The following is a 17,260-nucleotide window of genomic DNA, read 5'->3' on the forward strand; positions in this document are numbered from 1 at the left end:
GCGGCGAAAGATGGCAGAGCCCCAGCCCTACGAAGAACTGTTGTCCCTGGCGGATCTGCTGACACCTGCCGCCATCCGCACCGCTGCCACACTCGGCGTGGCGGACCGCATACGCGCCGGCGCGACCACTTCCGCCGCCGTAGCGGAGGCGGCGCAGACCCAGCCGGACGTCACCGACTCCCTGCTGCGCCACCTCGTCGACATCGGTCTGCTGACCGGCACGGAACGCGACGGGGAGCAGCACTTCGCCCTGACCCCGCTCGGCGAGCCGCTGCTGAGCGACCATCCCACCAGCGTGCGCCAGATGCTCCGCAACGACAGCATGATCGGCCGCGGCATCCAGGCCCTGCTCCACCTCGACCACACAGTGCGCACCGGCGAGCCCGCCCACGCCGCGGGCCCCGGCGGCGGCTACTGGGAGACCGTCAACAACGACCCCGCCTTCGCCGCGGAATGGGCCGAGCAGGCCCGTGCCGTTGACGCCGTCCAGGACCAGCCGCTGGGCTGGGGCGCGCAGCACATCGTCGCCGACTACGACTGGAGCGGCGTCACCGACGTCGTGGACGTCGGCGGCCATCTCGGCTCGATCCTGATGGCGCTGCTGCGGGCGCACCCCCATCTGCGGGGCACGCTCGTCGACCTCAGGAACGTCTCCGAACAGGCCGGCGCCCGGTTCGCACGCAGCGACGTGGCCGACCGGGCGACCGCCGTCGTCGGCAGCTTCTTCGACCCGCTGCCCAAGGGCTTCGACGTCTATCTGCTCTCCGCGATCCTCGCCGACTGGGCCGACGACGACGCCGTACGGATCCTGTCACGCTGCCGCGAGGCGGCCGGCACGGGGGGAAAGGTGCTGCTCGCCGACGTGGCCATGCCGGCGAACGGGCCCGCCACCGAACTGAGGTACCGCTCGATGATGCCCGCCCCGTCACGGTCGGTCGCGGATCTGGAGCGGCTCTGCGACCGGGCCGGGCTCGAGATCACCTGGCGGGGCCCGGCCACCGGCCCGCGGACCCTGCTCGAACTGACCCCCCGTCCGGGCCCGGTCGCCGCCGGGGACACGGACACGTACCGGGAGAGGAGCGGCGACCGTGGCTGACGGGACGAGGACGCACAGGGCGGGCAGGGCGGGCGCGCCCGAGCCCGATAGGGACTTCCGGATCATGCGGGAGCTGGCCGCGAACCGGGGCGGCCAGATCGCCCTGATCACCCTGCTGGCCCTGCTGTCCACCGCCTCCACGCTGGCGCTGCCCTGGGCCGTCGGCAAGCTGATCTCCTCCCTCGACGAGAACGGGCTGAGCGCCTACACCTGGCTTCTGGTGGGCCTCGGACTCGGCTCGGCGCTCGCCGGCGCCGGGGCGACGTTCCTGCTGTCCCGGCTCGGCCAGCAGATGATCTGCCGGCTGCGGGTGCGGACCATGCGGCACACCCTGGGGATGCGGGTGCCCGACATCCGGCAGGAGGGCAGCGGCAACCTGGTCGCCCGGATCACCGCGGACACCGCCCGGGTCAAGAAGCTCATCGACGCCGGCCCCATCCAGCTCCCGATGGCCGCGCTGACCACCGCGGGCACGCTGGTGATCATGGGCTTCATCGACTGGATGCTGCTCCTCGTCACGCTCGGCGCCTTCCTGGTCGCCGCGGTGCTGATCTTCGCCGTGGTCAAGGGACTCCGGCACAGCTACGTCGCCGTGCAGGAGGCCACGAGCGGCCTGGCCCAGCGCTACATCGCCGCCACCGACGCCGTGAAGGTGATCAAGGCGTACCGGGCGGAACGGCAGGTCGGTGACGACCTGGCCGAGCACGCCGAGGGCGTCGCGCGGCGAGAGATCGCCGCGGCGCGCATGGAAGCGCTGATGATGCCGACGATCACGCTGGGCCAGCAGATCGCGCTGGTCGCTGTCATCACCGGCGGCGGCGCGCGGATGCTCGACGGCAGGCTGTCGCTGGCCGACTTCGTGGCGTTCCTGCTCTATCTGCTCCAGCTCACCGGACCGTTGATGATGATCGCCTCCGCGGTGACCGCGCTGAAGATGGGCGTCGTCGCCCGCGAGCGGTTCACCAGCCTGTTCGCCAAGGACAGGGAGCACGACGGCGACGCCGCACCGGTCCCGGCCCCGGCCGCCGCACGCGACGGATCCGCCGTGCCGGCCGTCCGGTTCGACCAGGTGCACTTCAGCTACGGCGCCAACCCGGTGCTGCGCGGCGCCGACTTCCACGTACCGGCGCAGGGCCTGACCGCGATGGTCGGCCTGTCCGGATCGGGCAAGACGACCAGCCTGGAGCTGATGCAGCGGTTCGCCACCGCCGACAGCGGCAGCGTCGAGGTCTTCGGGCGGGACACGTCGCAGTGGCCGCTGTCGGAACTGCGCGCCCGGATGGCGTACGTCGACCAGTCCTCGACCCTCGTCCAGGACTCCATCCGCGCCAACCTCACCCTCGGCCGGGAACCGTCGGCCGTGTCCGACGAGGAGTTGCTGCGGGTCCTCGACCGTGTGGGGCTCGCCACCGAGCTCGGCCGCACGCCGCAGGGCCTGGACACCGTCCTCGCGGGCAACGTCGACCTGTCCGGCGGCCAGCGCCAGCGCCTCGCCATCGCCCGCGCGATGCTCACCGACGCGGACCTGGTGCTCCTCGACGAGCCGTCGTCGCAGCTGGACAGCATCAACGAACAGAAGCTCCGCGATCTCGTGGACGAACTCTCCCGGGAGCGTGCCCTGCTCGTCGTCGCCCACCGGATCTCGACCGTGCAGCACGCCGACCACGTGATCGTCTTCGAGGCCGGCCGCACGGTGGGCGAGGGCGACCACGCCACCCTGATGCACGAGTGCCCGGCGTACGCCCAGCTGGTGCACGGCCAGATGCTGACCGCCGGGGACGGCGGCCGAACGACCCTGAAGGCGGGAATGCCGGCATGACAGACCACTCGTTTCTCGTTCCGTTCGTCCCCACCCGGCCCGAGCAGCTGCTGCCGTTCGCCGCGCTCTCGCAGTGGAGCAAGGCCGTCCGGCTCTGGCAGGGCCAGGGCACGGCCAGCGACACGCACCAGGCGTTCAGCTACGCGGCCGCCACCGGCTTCCGGGTCCCCGTCGGCACCTCGGTGTCGCTGATGCCCTTCTGCCATCCGTACGACGCGGCCCTGCGCGCCCAGAGCCTGGCGGCCGCGATGGGGCACTCGGTGGTGGCCGGCTACGGTCCCGGCGCCAAGGTGCTGCAGCGCAGCATTCTCGGCTCGCCGTACCGGAGCCAGCTCGGCGCAGTGCGCGACTACGTCACGATCCTGCGCGGGCTGCTCACGGACGGGAAGGCCGACCACGAGGGCGAGTTCTACAGCTGCAGCGCCGTGCTGCCGCGGCTGCCGCTGCCCCCGGTCGAGATCGGTCTCGGGGTGCTGCGCCCCCGCATGGCGGAGCTCGCCGGAGAGGTGGCCGACGTGGCCATCACCTGGCTGACCCCCGCCGCCTATCTCAAGGACACGGTCGTCCCCGCCCTGCGCGCGGGTGCGGAGCGGGCGGGGCGTGCGATGCCGCGGGTCGTGGCGATGGTGCCCGTCGCGCTGGACGGGCCGGAGCGTGACGCGACGAAGCTCGCGCTGGCGGGCAACTCCGGCCACATGAGCCTGCCGCACTACACCGACATGCTCAGCCGGTCCGGCATCGACGTCGACATGAGGGCCGACCCGGAGGCCAGCGGCAAGGCGCTGGTCGGCGGGAACGCGTTCCTGTTCGGCAACGAGAGCGAAGTGCGCGACAAACTGCGGGAGTTCGCCGACGCCGGGGCCGACGAGATCGTGTTCAACGTCACGGGTGTCGCGTTGACGCAGGGCGGCACAGCGGCACTGCGGGAACTGGAGCAGCTGCTGCGGCTGGTGGACGCGGCATGACCGTGCCCGCGACGCCGGGCGGGCACGGGCCCCACCCGGGACCCGCCGGGCGGGGCGGTCCGAAGGCGTCGAGGCCGGGCGTCGACGGCCCTGAGGCGACCGCCGACGCGCTGATCGTGCCGCCCTTCGGCATCCGCCGGCTGCTGCTCGTGGTCACCGGCTCCACGACGGCGGCCGGACTGCCCCAGTGGCTGACCTGGCTGCGCCAGGGGTACCCCGAACTGACCGTGCGGGTGGTGACGAGCCGCAGCGCGCAGCGCTTCGTCACCCCGCTCTCGCTCGGCCTGCGGGTCGACGGCGGGGTGGACACCGACGCGTGGGACGAGTGCGACGGCGCCCGTCATGTGGAGTACGCGCAGTGGGCGGAGGCGGTCCTCGTCTATCCGTCGACGTTCCACTTCACGGCACGGCTCGCGCTCGGTCTGGCCGACACCCCGGCGCTGCTGGCCCTCCAGTGCACCGACGCGCTGGTGGCCGTGGCGCCGTCACTGCCGCCCGGCGGTTTCGACAGCGCCGCGTTCCGCGCGCACTGGGCGGCACTCGCGGCGCGCCCGAACACGGTGCTGGTGCCTCCCGTCCCCGGCTACAGCCTGACCACCGGGCGCGAGGACGGCTGGGTCCCCCCGCCGATCAGCGATGTGGTGCGGCGGATCGAGGACCGCAGGACGGCCCGGGAGAGGGAGCGCGCCGCCGCGGCGGACGGCCCGGGCACGACACCGTACGCGGCCGTGCTGGCCGACGGCGCCGACGCGGCGGTGCACGGGCTCGGGACGGCATCCGGCCGTACGCCGGCATCGGCGAGCGGAGCCGGGACCGGGACCGGGGTCGGGGCCGAGACGGGGGCCGGGGCCGAGACCCAGGCCGAGATCGAGACCGGAGCCGAGGCCGAGACGGGGGCCGGGGCCGGGGCCGTGGCGGGGGCCGGGGCCGAGACCCAGGCCGAGATCGAGACCGGAGCCGAGTCCGGAGCCGAGGCCGAGGCCGAGGCCGAGGCCGAGACGGGGGCCGGGGCCGGGGCCGTGGCGGGGGCGACGGCAGGAGCGGGGGCAGGGGCATGAACAGCACGGCCGCGGGCCCGGCAGCGACGGAAACCGCCGCCGCGGCACCCGAACAGCCCGCGTACAGCAGGGACTTCGGCACCGGACTGCTGCGCACCCGGGTGACCGGCGGCACGGAGGGCGGCGGCTACACCTGGGTGCGCCGCCCCGGCCCGCAGGCGCCGGCACCGTTCGCCGCCCCGGTCCCGGACCTCGACGCGCTGATCGCGGCGGAGGGCGGGGGCCGGCACGTCCTGTGGGCGTCCGGCGCCGTCACCGGCGACGGCGCCGGACGCGTCTACCGGGTGCGCGGCCCCGAGTCGGCCGCGGGCCGGCTGCTCTACCACGGCCCGGACGACGGCCTGGTGGACGTCCTGCGGGACCTCGGCCGTTTGCTGCGGGCCCTGCACGACACCCCCGTCCCGCCCGTGGCCGCCGACGCGCTCCGGGCCGCGCCCCGCGGCCTGGTCAGGTTCACCGACTGGCTGGCGGGGCGCTCACCCGAACCGCGCGCGGCCTACGCCGAGTCGCTGCTGCGGCCCCGGCTGGGCGAGGTGCGCATGGCGGCGCTCCACGAGCTGTGCGAGCGCATCGCGGCGGACGGGGACCGGGTGCTGTGCCACGGCGCACCGGCCCTCGGCTCCCTCGTCCCCGCGCAGGGCACATCGCGCGGCGACGCCGACATGCTGATCGGCGAGGACGTCTGCCTGGCCCCGTGGTACCTGGACCTCGGCTGGACCCTGGGCGAACTCGTCGAGCTCAAGTGGTACCGCGGCGACAGCGGTCCCGCCTGGCCGCGCCTGCTGAACGCGCTGTTCGAGGGCTACGGCCGCGACCTCGGCGACACCTGGCCGCGCCTGGCGGCCCTGCGCGTCCTGCTGCATCTGCACGACTACACCGCCTATGTCGGCTGGGACGAGGAAAACTTCGAGAAGTACACGGGGTTCGTGATGTTCCTGCTGGACCTCTGACCGCTGTCAGGAGCACGTACATGACCAGCCCTCACCCGACACCGGAGGCCGGCGCGGCGGGCGGCCTGCACCGGCGCACGCTGGCCAACGGGCTGCGGATCGTCCTGGCCCCGCACTGGCCCACGCCCCGCACGGCCGTCGCCGTGCACTACGGAGCGGGCTTCCGTTCCGAGCGTCCGGGCCAGGAGGGCATGGCCCACCTCTTCGAGCATCTGATGTTCCGGGGCAGCGAGAGCCTCCCGGACGGTGCCTTCTACGACGCGCTGCACCCGCTCGCGGGCGCGGCCAACGGCACGACGCACCAGGACTACACGGACTACTTCCAGACGGTGCCCGCGCAGGCGCTGGAGCAGGCGCTGTTCCGCGAGGCCGACCGGATGCGGGCCCCCCGCTTCACCCCCGGCCAGCTCGCCGCCCAACTCGTCGAGGTGACAAGGGAGATCGCGCACATGCGGGACGGCCGGCCGTACGGCGGGCTGCCGTGGCCGCTGCTGCCGCGGGTGATGTTCCGCGACTTCGCCAACGCGCACGACGGCTACGGCGACGCGCGGGTGCTGGGCCGGGTCACGGTCGAGGACTGTGCGCGCTTCTTCGAGGCGTACTACACCCCGTCCAACGCCGTGGTGACGATCGTCGGTCCGCACCGGCCCGAGGACGTCTGCCCGCTGGTGGAACGGCACTTCGGCGACATCCCCCACCGCGCGACGGCCGAGCCGCCGCCGCTGGACGAGCCGCCGCCCACCGGGGAGCGGCGGCTGCGCCGCACGGTCGCGGGGGTGACCCGCACGGCGGTCGCGGTCGGCCACCGGCTGCCGGACCCGGCGGCGCGACCGGGCGCGTACGTGGCCCACATGGTGCTCGCCGAGCTGGCACAGCGCTCGGCCGCCGAGGAACTCGCGGCACCGGTGAGCGCGGGCTGCGGCTTCTTCGGTCCGCTCGACGCGCGGGGGCCGGACGCACTGGTGGTCACCTCGCTGCTGCCACGGGGACTGACGGCCGACGAGTTCACCGACCGGCTCACCGCGTGGTGGGCCCGGCACGGCGATCCGCGGACGGTGGCCGGTGCGGCCGAGGGGGCGGGCCGCTCCCTCGCCTCACGCCTGCGGCGCGACCACGCCGACCTGCAGCAGCGCTGCCGTGCCCTGGGCCGGCTGGAGCTGCTGTTCGGACGCGCGGAACTCGTCGACGAGCTGCCGGGGCTGGTCGAGGCGGTCGACCCCGACGACCTCGCGCAAGCGGCCACCGCATTGGCCACAGCGCCCCGGGCGGTCCTGGTGCTGGAGCCGGAGGGCGTACCGGCGGAGGCGGCGGAGCCACCGACGCGGACGGCGGCCACGCCGGCGCAGGCCGCGCCGACGCAGGGTGCTCCCGCGCAGGCGCAGGCCGCGCCGACGTCGGCCACGCCCGCGGCGGGCGCGCCGAGACCGGGAACGCCTGCGGCGTCGCCCCGGAGCGCTCCACCGCCCGAGGCCGCCGCCGCGCCGGCGCAGGGTGCTCCCGCGCAGGCCACGCCGAGGCACACCACACCACCCCGGGCAGCGCCTGCCGCACCGGCACAGACCCCTCCCGCACCACCCCGGGCAGCGCCTGCCGTACCGGCACAGGCCACTCCCGCGCCACCCCACACGCCACCCCACACGGCACCCGCCGCGTCGGCGCAGGACGCACCCGCACCAGGCACCCCGGCACCCGCCGTCGGCGCACCCCCGCGCAGCGCATCGGCGCGGGACGCGCAGATCGGCAGCGTGCCGACCACCGCGCTCCGTCCGTCACCGGGAACGAACTCCGCCCAGGCGCCCGCCCCGCGCGGCGCCGTCGAGCTGGGGCGCACGTCCCTCGGGCCGCGGCCCCTGCCGCCGTTGGGCGAGCCCGTCGGGCCGCGCTTCACCGGGGCGAAGGAGACCGTCCTGGCGGGCGGACTGCGGGTGCTGGCCGTACCGGACCGGCGCGCCGGCCTGGTGGAGGTGCGGCTGAGGGTGCCGCTCGGCCCCGACGGCTGGCGCAGGCCGGCCGAGTCCGCGTGGCTGCTGCGCTGCGCCGACGCCGCCACCGGGGCGTCCGCGCGCGCCCGGCGCCTCGGCGGCGAGCTGCGGGTGTCCACCAGCGGCCAGTGGGCGGACATCGGCGGCTGGGCACCGCGTGAGGCGTACAGCGGTCTGCTGCGCATCGTCGCGGACCTGCTCGAACCGCCGCGGCTGCCCGACGTCTTCCCCCCGGCCGCCGCTGTCGCACCCCGCCTGTCGCCGGAGCAGCGGATGGACCAGGCGCTGCGACTCCACTGGCTGGGCGGCGAAGCGGACGACGTCCTTGCGCCCACCGCCCTGTATCGCCGGATGCTGTCGCCCGAGGGCACGGTGTTCGTCGTGGTCGGTGACCTGGAGCCGGAGCGGACGGTGGAGGAGGCCGCCCGGCTGCTCGGCCCCTGGGCCTCGTCGGCCCCGGCGGAGAGTGCCGACACGCCGACGACCGGTACCGGGTCTGCCTGTCGGGCGGACGCACCTGCGGTGCTGGTCGTGCGCGAGCCGTCGGCCGGCGACGCCGTGGGCATGACCCTGTGCGCACCGGAACCGGCCCACAGCGACGACGTCCCGGCCCGCTACCTGGCCACCGCGCTGCTCGGCGGCCACTACGGGGCGCGGCTGGCCGAGCGCTGCCGACGGCTGGGCCGTGCCGGGCACGTGATGTTCGCGGCGCGGGACGTCGTCGCCGACCGGGCCCGGGCCCTGGTCCGGGTGACCGCGCCGCGCGCCGAGGTGGCACAGGCCCTGCACGACGTACGGGAGGAGGCGGCCGCTCTGGCTGCCGTACCGCCGACGCGGGACGAACTGGACGTCGTCCGGCGGTACTGCGGCGCCCAGTTGCTGACGGCCTTCGACTCACCGGGGCTGCTGGCGGACGCGTTGCGGCACACCATGATCTCCGGCCGCGGGCTGGAGTGGGTGATCAGCCGGCCCCAGCTCCTCGGTGCGACGACGGGCGAGGAGGTGGCGCAGGCGGCCAAGGCCCTCTTCGTGCCGGTCACCGACACCGTCGTCGCCCTGGGAGACGTCGAACAGGATTGGCTGGCACGGGAGTTGGGGGCCGCACGGTGACATGCCGGGCGTTCCCGCCAGGGCCGCAGAAAGCATCCTCCTCCTCTTGCCACTCTGGAAAGAGAAGGCTACTGTTTCCACTATGGAAAGTGGCGGATCGCCGAAGGGGGCCACCGCCGGACGGAAGGGGACGCGATGAATGCGGAGGAGGCGCGACAAGCGCTCGCGCAGGCCGGGGCCGCCAGGGCGGGAGCCGCCGCCCGGGCCGCCGCCCCACGGTGGTACTACCCGGCGGTCGGCGGCTGCTTCCTGTTCGCCTTCGCCTCGGTCAGCATCGACTGGGACCTGATCCCGTTCGGCGTCGTGCTCGGCATCTCGCTGGGGCCGATGCTGCTGACGATGGCCGCGGGCCACGCCACGGGCGTGTCGTTCAACCGCTACTACGCCACGCCCGGCGCACGCCGGATCACCTCCGTCCTCGGCCCTCTCCTGGTGGCGCTGATCGCCCTTGGTCTCGTCCTGGAATGGGGCGCGGACCTGAGGTGGTCCATGGCGGCGTGCGGAGTGGTCGCGCTGGTCGCCACGGTGGTCGCCGGCCGCAGGCTGGACCGGGCCGTGACCGAGGAGCTGCGGGCGTGATCCAGCCGGTGTTCGACGAGGTGATCCACCCGATCAACCGGCTGCGGATCTGCTCCATGCTCGCGCCGGTGGACTCGCTCGCCTTCTCCGCCGTGCGGGACGAGCTGGGTCTGAGCGACTCCGTGCTCAGCAAGCAGGTGAAGATCCTGCAGACGGCCGGGTACGTGACGCTGCGCAAGGAACCGCTCAACTCCCGCGTGCGGGCCTGGCTGAGCCTCACCCCCGAGGGCCGCACCGCACTGGCCGCCCACCTGGCACATCTGCGGATCATCGCGGAGGCGGCGACCGCTCAGGGCGGCACGGAGAGCTGAGGACCGCGCCGCCGCACGCACCGCACACGAGGGAAGAGCTGTCCATGCACGAAGCCCCGGGCGCGCACATCGCCCTGATGTCCGTGCCGCTGCACGGCCATGTGAACCCGATGCTCGGCCTCGCGGCCGAACTGACCGCACGCGGCCACCGGGTCACCTTCGCCACCGGCGACGACTTCGTCCCGCTGATCGAGGAGACCGGCGCCGAGGCCGTCGGCTACCGCTCCACCTTTCCCTCCCTCCGCGGGGCATCCGGCGACTGGCTGCCCGCCGAGGACGACGGCACACTCGCCGTGGCCGCGTTCGACCGCGAGTGCGAGGCGGCGCTCCCCCAGCTGGCCGAAACGTACGCGCACGACGTCCCCGACCTCGTCGTGTACGACACGGTGACCGGCCACGCCCCGCTGCTGGCCCGCCGCTGGGGCGCGGGCGAGGTCCAGTTCTCGCCGACCCACGCCTTCCCCGACGCGGTCGCGGGACCCGCGGTGGGCTCGGGCGCGGCGGCACTGACACAGGAGGTGCCGTGCGTGGTGGCCATGCCGCGGTCGCTTCAGTTCCGGGCGGCGGAGATCAGCGGCCGGCACGTCTTCGTCGGGCCGGTCACCGGACAGCGGCGGGCGCACGGCGACTGGTCCCCGCCGCCCGGTGCGCGCAGGACCGCGCTGGTCTCGCTGGGGACGACGTACAACCGGCGCACGGACATCTTCCGCGCCTGCGTCCGGGCCCTGCGCGGCCTCGGTGACGGCCGGCACGTGGTCGTCGCCACCGGCCACGCCGCCACGACGGACGAACTGCGGGACGTGGCCCAGGAGAACGGCGTCGAGGTCCACACCTGGGTGCCGCAGATGAGGGTGCTCGACCACGCCGACGTGTTCGTCACCGCGGGCGGCACCGGCAGCGTGCTCGAGGGCCTCGCGCACGGTGTGCCGCTCGTCGTCCTGCCGCAGGCGGTGGAGCAGTTCGTGACCGCGGAACGGGTCGCGGCCCTCGGCGTCGGCCGGGTCCTCGCGCCCGGGACCGTCGACACGGCGTCCCTCGCCGCGGCGGTGCGGGACCTGCTGGCCGATGCGTCGGCCGCCGCCCGCCTGTCGGACCTCCGGGCGGAGATGGCGTCCGCGGGAGGCGCCCGCGCGGCCGCCGACGTCGTCGAAGCGGCGCTCGGGGGCGGACCGCGCTCACGGACACGACGGACCGTCACGGCCCGCTGACACCAGAAGAGAACGAGAACAAGCACGGAACAGGGGGAAATCCGGTGACCGAGACCGTCGAGCCGGCCGCCCCGGCGACCGGGAGCACCGCACCACTCGTCATCGATGTGCGTGACCTGCACATGCGGTACGGCAGCCACGAGGTGCTGCGCGGTGTGGACTTCCAGGTCCGCCGCGGCGAGGTCGTCGCGCTGCTGGGACCCAACGGCGCGGGCAAGAGCACCACCATCGAGATCCTGGAAGGCTTCCGGGACCGGTCCGCCGGGGCCGTACGGGTCCTCGGCAGCGACCCGGCCGAAGGAGACGAGCGCTGGCGCTCCCGCCTCGGGATCGTCCTCCAGTCGTGGCGCGACCACGGCAAGTGGCGCGTCCGTGAACTGCTGTGCCACTTCGCCGCGTTCTACGCCCCGTACGCCGCTCCCGGACACCCCGGGCCGTGGGACGTCGACGAGCTGCTCGCCCTCGTCGGGCTGACGGAGCAGGCGGGCCGGCGCATCACGACCCTGTCCGGCGGGCAGCGTCGCCGCCTCGACATCGCGATCGGCGTCGTCGGCCGCCCCGAGGTGCTCTTCCTCGACGAGCCCACCGTCGGCTTCGACCCCGAGGCACGCCAGGAGTTCCACACCCTGGTCCGGTCACTGGCCCGGGCACGGAACACGATCCTGCTCACGACGCACGACCTCCAGGAGGCGCAGAAGCTGGCCGACCGCGTCCTGATCCTCGTCGGCGGCCGGATCATCGCGCAGGGCACCGTCGGCGAACTCGCCCAACGCGTCGGCGCGGACGCCGAGGTGACCTGGACCAGCGGCGGCACCGCCCACCGCCACAGCACACCCGACGTCACCGGCTTCGTGCGGCGGCTCTTCGAGGAGTACGGAGACGAGGTGAGCGACCTCGACGTGCGGCGCGTCGGCCTGGAGGACGTCTACCTGGCCATGGTCAGGGAGGCCGAGGCGGGTCGCGAGGACGAGGCGGCCCGGCGCTTCGAGGGAGCGGTGCGATGAGCCGGACGACCCGTACGCGACCTGTCGAGCACACCCGCTCCGCGCCCGCCGCCGCCCCGGAGCCGGCCGCACCCGTGAGCCCGCTGCGGAACACGCTGCGCGAGGGGCTGCGCCGCGGCGGCCGCGAACTGCACCAGATGGCCACGACCAGGCAGGATCTGATCAGCAACCTCGTCTGGCTGGTCGGCCTGCTCGCCCCGTTGCACATGCTGCGGGACAACGAACTGGCGGGCACCGGCATGTCCGTCGCCGGATTCCTGCTGCCCAGCCTGATGAGCATGTGCGTCGCGTTCAACGGGATGCTCGGCCTGACCCAGCAGCTGATCGTGGAGCGCCAGGACGGCACCCTGCTGCGGCTCAAGGCCCTGCCCCACGGCATGCCGAGCTATCTCGTCGGCAAGCTGGTCGCCGTCTCCGGGACCGTCCTGTTCGCCTGCGCCGTCGTCACCCTGACCGGCATCGTCATGCTGCCGGACGTCTCGGCCGCCGACCCCGGGGTCTGGACCGCGCTCGCCTGGGTACTGCCTCTCGGACTGCTCGCCATGCTGCCGGTCGGCGCGATCCTGGGCTCGCTGATCGAGAGCCCCCGCAACCTCGGCCTGGTGATGCTGCCGCTGTTCGGACTCGCGTCGATCTCCGGCATCTTCTACCCGGCCTCCCACCTGCCCGTCTGGCTCCAGCACGTGGCCGAGGTCTTCCCGCTGTACTGGCTCGGTCTGGCCGCCCGCGCCGCGCTCCTGCCCGACTCGGCCGTCGCCGCGGAGATCGGCGACTCGTGGCGGCACTGGGAGACCGTCGGCGTACTGGGCGCCTGGGCGGTCGTGGGCCTGATCGTCGCGCCGATGGTGCTGCGCCGGATGGCCCGCCGTGAGTCCGGGTCGGTCATGGCCACCCGGCGCGAGCACGCGATGAAGCGGCCCGTCTGAACCCGGCGACGCCCCTGTCCCACCCACCCTCCACCCAACGGAAAGAGGCACCCATGTCCGTCCTCGCCCAGGACCTCGTCCTGCTGCTCCTCGACAACGAATCCGGCCGGAGCACGGTCGACATCGGCCGCCGCCACCGCGCGGTGGGCACCGCGATCCTGCTGGACCTGATCCGTACCGGCAAGGTCACCGTCGACGTCCCCGCCGGTGACCCGAAGGCCGCCCGGCCCGTCGTGCGCGACGCCGCGGCCACCGGTGACGCCGTGTTCGACAAGGCCCTGTCCGTCCTCGCCGACAAGGACAGGAAGCTGGGCTGGGCCGCGGAGAACATCGGCCACGCGTGCTGGCGCCCGCAGCTCGACGCGCTGACCGAACGCGGCCTGGTACGGCACGAGGAGGGACGCTTCCTCGGGGTCGTCCACACGAACGCGTGGCCCTCCGGAGACCCTTCGCACGAGGAGGCCGTCGTGGACCGCATCCGCGACGCCGTCGTCGGCGGACAGGAGCCCGACGAGCCGACCCTTCTGCTCGTGATGATCCTGAACGGGATCGGCGCCCTTCCCGCGCTGCTGCCGGACGAGGACAGGAAGGCCGTCACCGAGCGGGCTGCCCGGCTGGTGCGGGAGCACACGGAGAACGGCCCCTGGGGCGAGGTGTTCAAGGGCATGGACGCCGCTCTGTTCACCCTGCTGCTGGCAGGCTGAGCGCCGATGAGCGACGCGCACCGGGCACCCGGCACGGCCGGCGTCGTCCTCGTCGTCGACCAGCAACTGCCCCGACCGGACCAGGACTCGGGATCCGTACGGATGTCCCGGATGATCGAGGAACTCGTACGGCTCGGGCGCCAGGTGCTCGTCTTCCCGCTGGACGGCCGCACCGACCTGCCGTACGCCACACGGCTGAAGGAGCTCCATGTCGCGGTCCTCGGCGGCAGGGCGCGGCAGGTGCGGTTCCTGCGCGAGCAGGGACACCGCATCGGTCTGGCGCTGCTGTGCCGGCCGCAGCCCGCGATCCAGCTCCTCGGGGAGATACGGGACGCGGCGCCGCACTGCACGGTGGTGTACGACACCGTGGACCTCCACTTCCGCCGCCTCGGCCGCTCAGCGGATCTCGCCGAACGCGAAGGCCGCACCGACCGCTTCGCGCTGCGGGCCCAGGCCGAGTCCACGCGGGCGCTGGAGCTGTTCCTCGCCCGGACGTGCGACGTCACCCTGGTCGTGTCCGGCGAGGAGCGCGCCGCACTGCGCTCACTGATCCCCGATGCGGACGTACGGGTGCTCTCCAACATCCACGTCCCGGTCGTGGACGGCCCACCGAGCACGGCGGCCGGCTCCCGGGTGCTGTTCGTCGGCCACTACCTGCACGAGCCGAACGTGGACGCCGCGCGGTGGCTGGCCCGCGACATCATGCCCCTGGTCCGCCGGGAGGTCCCGGATGCGGAGCTGGACCTGGTCGGCGGCGCTGCTCCGGAGTCCGTCCTGTCGCTGGCGGGGGACAAGGTCACCGTGCACGGCTGGGTGGAGGACCTGTCCCCGCTGTACGCGGCCGCACGCGTGGCGGTCGCCCCGCTGCGGTACGGGGCCGGGGTGAAGGGCAAGGTCGGCGAGGCGCTGGAACACGGCCGGCCGGTCGCCGGGACGTCCCTCGCCTTCGAGGGCATGGGCCTGCGGCACGACGCCCAGGTGCTGATCGGTGACACCGCTCAGGAACTCGCCGCGCAGATCGTGCAGTTGATGAAGGACGACGCGCTGTGCGAGCGGCTGGTCAGGTCGGCGCTGCCGCACCTGACCGCGGAGTTCGGCCCGGCCAGGGCGCGCGGGACGCTGCTCGGCCTGCTGGGGTGACCCCCGCCGGCCGGTCTCCGGCTCGACCAGGACCGGCCCTGCGGTGTGCGCGGCCGCTCGCGCGTCAGCTCCGTGGCGCGCCGCTCCCGGGGCGGGAGCGCAGCAGGCGCGCGGCCTCCGCGACCGCGGGCCGGTCCTGGTCGAGCCAGTCGACGTCGTCGCTCTCGTGGGGCGCGAGCCAGCGCAGCTCGTCATGGTCCTGCAGGGCGCGGGGGCGGCCGGAGACCAGCCGCACCGTCCAGACCTGGAGCACATAGCCGGGCTTCAGCGGCCACTCGCCGGGGATGCGCTCCAGCGGCTCGGTCTCCACGCCCAGTTCCTCGCGCAGTTCGCGCACCAGCGCCTGCTCGGGGCTCTCCCCCGGCTCCAGTTTGCCGCCGGGCAGCTCCCAGCGGCCCGCCAGCTCCTCGGGGGCGCTGCGCCGGGCGGCCAGGAGCCGCCCCCGGTCGTACACGGCTCCGGCCACCACCACGCGATCACTCATGTGCCGGAGCGTACTGCGCCGGCACGCCCCGCACCCGGGGCGATCTCCCTTCTGTCTCGCACGGGCACACGCGGAGTGCCCGCCGTCAGGGACCCGTCTGCCCGACGCGCTCCACCGAGTAGAGCTGCTTGTGGCCCCGGCCGTCGAGGGTGTCGGCTATCTGCTGGGCCTCGTCGCGCGTGGCGTAGCGGCCGACGCGATAGCGGTTGCCGTTGTCGTCCTGGCGGACGACCTGCCAGGGGAGCGCGGCGCCGCCCTCGTTCATCGCGGTCCTCCCCGACTCGCCCTGTCCGCCCGTAAGTTGATGCTTGAAACCCCACTCAGCATATGCCCAAGCCTACGCCTGACCTTCACTGAGCGGATACGGGTTTTCACAAAGAGATACCTGAAGGGGGCGCATCCGGCTGGATACGCCCCCCTGTTCCGCCGTGAACGCCGGATGCCCGCCGCCCAGCCGGGCACCGGCTCAGTCGGCCCGCACCATGGACAGGGGGCAACAGGACCGGCTCCCTGGCCGGTTCCTTGCGGCAGACGTCACCGCGTGCGACGTCCGGGGAACAGCACAGCGAACAGATCGGGCCGGGGACAGAGCAGCCGGCGATGCCGGGAAGCGCGTACGCCGCCGCGCGGGCCGTGCAGTCGCGCATGGCGGTGATCTCGGCGGCGGGACGTCGGGGCCGCAGACCGTGTGCGCGCGGGCCAGGCGGTGACCGCCCCTCGTGGCCCAGGCGGTCGACGGGCGCCGTGACGTTGCGGGGAGCCGGGCCGCGATGACGCGCCGTCACAGCCCCCGGGCCGGCGCCCTCACTTCACGGGAAGGTGGTACGCGACGCGGTAGCGGTCCGCCGGCACGACCACGTCCGCCGTCTCGACCGCGCGCCCCGACGCGTAGTACGTCCGCTCGATCACCATCACCACATGCCCCGGCACGCCGCCGAGCGCGAGCAGCTCCTCCGCGAGGCCGGGCCGGGCGCCGACCTCCTCCACCACGTTGTCCACGACGACGTCGATGGCGGCCATGCGCTCGACCACACCGCAGCCGCCGAGCGGTCCCTCCTCGGGAAGCATCACCGGCGTCCGGCCCGTGACCTCCAGGGGCTCCCAGGACGTGGAGATCATCATGGCCTCGCCCCCGTCCCGGTACAGATAGCGGGTGCGCATGACCCGGTCGCCGCGCTGGATGCCGAGCCGGGCGGCGATCTCCGGGCTCGCGCCCTCCTGCTCGCTGCTGGACTCCCAGGTGCCCCGGGTCCCGTCCTCCGCCTGCTCCTGGCGGAACGGGCTCGCGCCTGAGGGCGGCCGGAACCCGGAACGGGCCACCCGTCGCGGGACGGGCCGCTCGCGCACGTACGTCCCGGAGCCGGACCGGCCCTCCACCAGCCCCTCCGCCATGAGCACCTTGCGGGCCTCCAGGGCGACCGTGTCCGAGACGCCGTACTCCTCGCGGATGCGCGCCTGCGAGGGCAGTCGGGTGTGCGGCGGCAGCGAGCCGTTCACGATCTTCTCCCGCAGATCGCTCGCAACGCGCAAGTAGGCGGGCTGCTCACCGAATGTCACTGGCCACTCCCAACAGGTTGACAGACAGCAACAGACTGGCAACCGTGGGTCGTTGACCGCAAGTGTGGGCCAAAGTTTCACTCGATGTGATGATTTGCCGGTCGGGAGCGGTTTACCGCCGGTACGTCCGGCACCGGACCCGCTCGGACGCCGGCCCCGTCGCCCTCCGGCTCGGAGGCGGCCGCGCGGCCCTGCAGGGGCCCGTGAGCTTGCCTTCGGTCGCCGAACAGGCGCAGGTCACCGTGCGGTCACCGCTCCGCCGACCGACCTCGGTGGGCGCGTAGCTGTGACCTCGGCTTGCCCCTCGGGGTCGTCGAACTCCCGCCAACGGCGCGCGGTCACACGACGGGAAGCCCCCGGGCGGCAG

16 protein-coding genes are annotated in these 17,260 nt (G+C 74.0%); 13 read left to right on the forward strand and 3 right to left on the reverse strand.

All coding sequences use genetic code 11. The features are described 5' to 3' along the window. Positions 1 to 10 precede the first annotated feature (10 nt). The 13 genes from AB0K02_RS17250 to AB0K02_RS17310 all read left to right on the forward strand — a co-directional run bounded on the left by AB0K02_RS17250 (position 11) and on the right by AB0K02_RS17310 (position 14,852). Entirely contained in the window at positions 11 to 1,096 is a 1,086-nt protein-coding gene (locus AB0K02_RS17250) for a methyltransferase (RefSeq protein WP_365993270.1), read from the forward strand. Beyond that, a complete protein-coding gene (locus AB0K02_RS17255) occupies positions 1,089 to 2,915 on the forward strand; it encodes an ABC transporter ATP-binding protein (protein ID WP_365993272.1) in 1,827 nt (608 codons plus the stop codon). Before AB0K02_RS17250 ends, AB0K02_RS17255 begins: the two co-directional genes overlap by 8 nt. Then, positions 2,912 to 3,880, forward strand: coding sequence for an LLM class flavin-dependent oxidoreductase (locus AB0K02_RS17260; protein ID WP_365993274.1), 969 nt, complete (start codon positions 2,912 to 2,914; stop codon positions 3,878 to 3,880). The genes AB0K02_RS17255 and AB0K02_RS17260 overlap by 4 nt, the downstream gene beginning before the upstream one ends. Further along, positions 3,877 to 4,938, forward strand: coding sequence for a flavoprotein (locus AB0K02_RS17265; RefSeq protein WP_365993275.1), 1,062 nt, complete (start codon positions 3,877 to 3,879; stop codon positions 4,936 to 4,938). The genes AB0K02_RS17260 and AB0K02_RS17265 overlap by 4 nt, the downstream gene beginning before the upstream one ends. Further along, a complete protein-coding gene (locus tag AB0K02_RS17270; protein WP_365993277.1) occupies positions 4,935 to 5,888 on the forward strand; it encodes a hypothetical protein in 954 nt (317 codons plus the stop codon). The genes AB0K02_RS17265 and AB0K02_RS17270 overlap by 4 nt, the downstream gene beginning before the upstream one ends. A 20-nt stretch (positions 5,889 to 5,908) precedes the next feature. Further along, positions 5,909 to 8,980, forward strand: coding sequence for an insulinase family protein (locus tag AB0K02_RS17275; RefSeq protein ID WP_365993279.1), 3,072 nt, complete (start codon positions 5,909 to 5,911; stop codon positions 8,978 to 8,980). A gap of 135 nt (positions 8,981 to 9,115) precedes the next feature. Further along, on the forward strand, positions 9,116 to 9,559 hold the full coding sequence (locus tag AB0K02_RS17280; RefSeq protein ID WP_365993281.1) for a hypothetical protein: 444 nt from the start codon (positions 9,116 to 9,118) through the stop codon (positions 9,557 to 9,559). Beyond that, on the forward strand, positions 9,556 to 9,870 hold the full coding sequence (locus tag AB0K02_RS17285; protein WP_365993282.1) for a transcriptional regulator: 315 nt from the start codon (positions 9,556 to 9,558) through the stop codon (positions 9,868 to 9,870). Before AB0K02_RS17280 ends, AB0K02_RS17285 begins: the two co-directional genes overlap by 4 nt. 44 nt (positions 9,871 to 9,914) lie before the next feature. Beyond that, on the forward strand, positions 9,915 to 11,078 hold the full coding sequence (locus AB0K02_RS17290; RefSeq protein WP_365993283.1) for a nucleotide disphospho-sugar-binding domain-containing protein: 1,164 nt from the start codon (positions 9,915 to 9,917) through the stop codon (positions 11,076 to 11,078). Positions 11,079 to 11,200: 122 nt separating this feature from the next. After that, entirely contained in the window at positions 11,201 to 12,082 is an 882-nt protein-coding gene (locus tag AB0K02_RS17295; protein ID WP_365993356.1) for an ABC transporter ATP-binding protein, read from the forward strand. Beyond that, positions 12,079 to 13,008, forward strand: coding sequence for an ABC transporter permease (locus AB0K02_RS17300; protein WP_365993284.1), 930 nt, complete (start codon positions 12,079 to 12,081; stop codon positions 13,006 to 13,008). Before AB0K02_RS17295 ends, AB0K02_RS17300 begins: the two co-directional genes overlap by 4 nt. A gap of 53 nt (positions 13,009 to 13,061) precedes the next feature. After that, on the forward strand, positions 13,062 to 13,712 hold the full coding sequence (locus tag AB0K02_RS17305) for a GPP34 family phosphoprotein (protein WP_365993285.1): 651 nt from the start codon (positions 13,062 to 13,064) through the stop codon (positions 13,710 to 13,712). A gap of 6 nt (positions 13,713 to 13,718) precedes the next feature. Next, positions 13,719 to 14,852, forward strand: coding sequence for a glycosyltransferase (locus tag AB0K02_RS17310; protein WP_365993286.1), 1,134 nt, complete (start codon positions 13,719 to 13,721; stop codon positions 14,850 to 14,852). A gap of 64 nt (positions 14,853 to 14,916) precedes the next feature. Here the strand turns inward: AB0K02_RS17310 and AB0K02_RS17315 are convergent, their stop codons facing one another. The 3 genes from AB0K02_RS17315 to AB0K02_RS17325 all read right to left on the reverse strand — a co-directional run bounded on the left by AB0K02_RS17315 (position 14,917) and on the right by AB0K02_RS17325 (position 16,893). Then, positions 14,917 to 15,336, reverse strand: coding sequence for a (deoxy)nucleoside triphosphate pyrophosphohydrolase (locus tag AB0K02_RS17315; RefSeq protein ID WP_365993287.1), 420 nt, complete (start codon positions 15,334 to 15,336; stop codon positions 14,917 to 14,919). Between the two features lie 85 nt (positions 15,337 to 15,421). Continuing rightward, on the reverse strand, positions 15,422 to 15,601 hold the full coding sequence (locus AB0K02_RS17320) for an SPOR domain-containing protein (RefSeq protein WP_365993288.1): 180 nt from the start codon (positions 15,599 to 15,601) through the stop codon (positions 15,422 to 15,424). Between the two features lie 539 nt (positions 15,602 to 16,140). Beyond that, positions 16,141 to 16,893 carry a GntR family transcriptional regulator gene (locus AB0K02_RS17325; RefSeq protein WP_365993289.1) on the reverse strand — a complete coding sequence of 251 codons (753 nt, stop codon included), beginning with the start codon at positions 16,891 to 16,893 and terminating at the stop codon, positions 16,141 to 16,143. Between the last annotated feature and the right edge of the window lie 367 nt (positions 16,894 to 17,260).

Source organism: Streptomyces sp. NPDC049597 (assembly GCF_040675505.1).
In the GTDB taxonomy this organism is placed as follows: Bacteria; Actinomycetota; Actinomycetes; order Streptomycetales; family Streptomycetaceae; genus Streptomyces.